1 protein-coding gene is annotated in these 2,239 nt (G+C 49.6%); it reads right to left on the bottom strand.

Features of this window, described 5'->3' with window-relative positions; all coding sequences use genetic code 11:
• Nucleotides 1–90 precede the first annotated feature (90 nt).
• Nucleotides 91–2,239, bottom strand: a 2,149-nt coding sequence (locus UC15_RS24885) for a DUF3274 domain-containing protein (RefSeq protein ID WP_369964688.1), incomplete at its 5' end; no start/stop codon positions are given.

The following is a 2,239-nucleotide window of genomic DNA, read 5'->3' as shown; positions in this document are numbered from 1 at the left end:
TGCGTCGGCACTTTTTTGGCTTCCAGGGCGTTAACCGCAAGTAAAATCAGAAAACCAGATAATAATCTTAATCCCTTCATCGCTTCCTCCTTATGCTTTTAACTGGCTGTCACTGAATGGTGTTGGCATATCCCATTGTTTGACTGTGACCATTCCTGAACTGCCTGCTGGGAAAAGCCCCATTTCGATTTCAACACGGCTGCGCGCATAAGGTTTCTCACGTGGGCCATAGCCATTGTCCACACCAAAATCGCCCTTTGGCAGAGCTTTAATTTCATCAGGGCGGTTCATAAAATCTTTTGTCTCAGTAACATTGAGTTTCCCGGTTCGGTAATAATTTTTCGCATCTGAAGATGGATTCAACGGATCCCGCCAGTCAGCCCGATGAAGTAAGCTTTCCCAGAACTTCCCTTCCTGATAATCAAATGACTTGCACTGACCAATGGCCAGGTCAAATGCCATGGCATGCGAGGGCGCAAATTCACTCATCACAATGGAAGAATGCTGGCTGTAACCCACCGGATCAGTTTTCAGCCATTCCTTTTCCAGTTCTTTGCGGGATTTCAGCCAGGTAAGCTGAATACCGCGATATTCAGGCGTTCCTGTGATAACCCCTTTGATGATTTTCTTTTCCCGGCTGATACTTTCGATAATCAGTTGTTGTTCACTGAGCACCGAACCCGGCATAAGGTCGCGGTAATCATATTTATCCAGCTGATAGACAGCCTTGTCTGTCCGGCTTATCGCGCCCGCTTTGGCAGAATAGGAAATTGTCTGGTCAGGGCTGTCCGGATCAACAGCGTATTCGTAATTTGTATTCTGCCCCTGTAATGCAAATTTGAAGGGTTCCGGCAGTTCCTCACCGTTGGGTATCACGTCGCGGAAGTAATAGGCAGCATTGATGCCTGCTGCGGTACTGAAATCGCCGGATTTCTTGATGGGATAAACAAAAGGCTGTCCGTCCGGTGCCTTACCTACTTCACCGTGCTGGACAAAGACGCGCTGATAAAGATTAGGGATATCCTGCGCAATCGCCTGCGGCACACCCCGCCAGCCGATACCCTGCACGTTCTGCAATGACACCGTGTCATCATCGGCACAGAAATAATTAAACACTCTGCCGTTATTATTCCGGCTGTAGCGCGGGTCAGTATGCCACTGGTTTTTTTTAGCTGAGGGCAGCGCACACAGACTCTCAATGGCCGTTATTTCCTCCTCTGTGTGTTGCCCGCCCCGGTATTGCGTCGCCATCAGGTTACAGAAGTTTCTAAAAGTCTTTTGTCTGGCCTCGGTGGTCTGCTGATTTCCTTCCTGAAGGTTTTCACTTATCCGGCTTTCCAGTGAATACGGAGAGTGGTTCATGATCACGCAGTTTACCGGTTCTCCCCCTGCCTGTTTAACCAGCATGTTCGCCAGCATGGTGATGATGGTCCCCTGGCTGTGGGCAACGACGTTTATCACGTCTTTTGCAGTTACAGGTTCATTTCGTATCTGCATGATTAAATCTGCCAGCCTTTGTGCGGCAAAAAACTGGTAGATGCGGTGCGGGTTTGGGTAAATCGGGTGGGTGTAATCCCCGCCATTCATATAGAGCGTGGCGAAACCAACCGGCGCCAGTACCGCGCCCCCTGAACCCGGCCCTAACATATCCGGTATACTGGTTGTCGCGTTGGCGAACGTGCCGCCATTTTTTGCAAAATTCGCATCCAGCGCATTTTTGAAACTGTCGTTCTGAAATCTCAGGAGATTACTGCCGTCATTCCCCTGAGCCGCCATTTTTTTAGGATCATCTTCCTGATACGCGTCATAGGGGAGTTTTGCATCGTCGCGAAAAGTCTTCAGATCATCACGATATTTTTGCTGGTCTTTGACGTAGTCGTCATGGGTAACGGGCTTATAGCCCCAGTAGAAGGGAATTATCGGTGAGCGGCCGGGGGCTTTGATCTTTTGCTGCGCACTTTCATTATGCATCAGCATAAAATCCCGCCATTCGTGCGGGTAAAAGTCGGCACGATCAAGGCGCTTACTCAACCCGGCGATGATGCCTTTTTCCTGGTTCTGATACGCTTCTCCGACGTCATTCACCCCGTGAACCAGAATGACGATGCACGGCATTGGCCGTTTAATCCCGATACTGCAGGTCTGTGCCGCTAAACCCAGCGAGTGATGCACACCGATTTCATTGGTCGCAATGACGCGAGGTTGGTAAGGGCTGCTTTTATTAGTAGTCATGTCAAAA

Origin of the sequence: Rahnella sp. AN3-3W3 (assembly GCF_003263545.1) — a bacterium.
Lineage (GTDB): Bacteria > Pseudomonadota > Gammaproteobacteria > Enterobacterales > Enterobacteriaceae > Rahnella > Rahnella variigena.
Note: the sequence above shows the minus strand (reverse complement) of the source record. Positions and strands in the feature narration are given on the sequence as shown.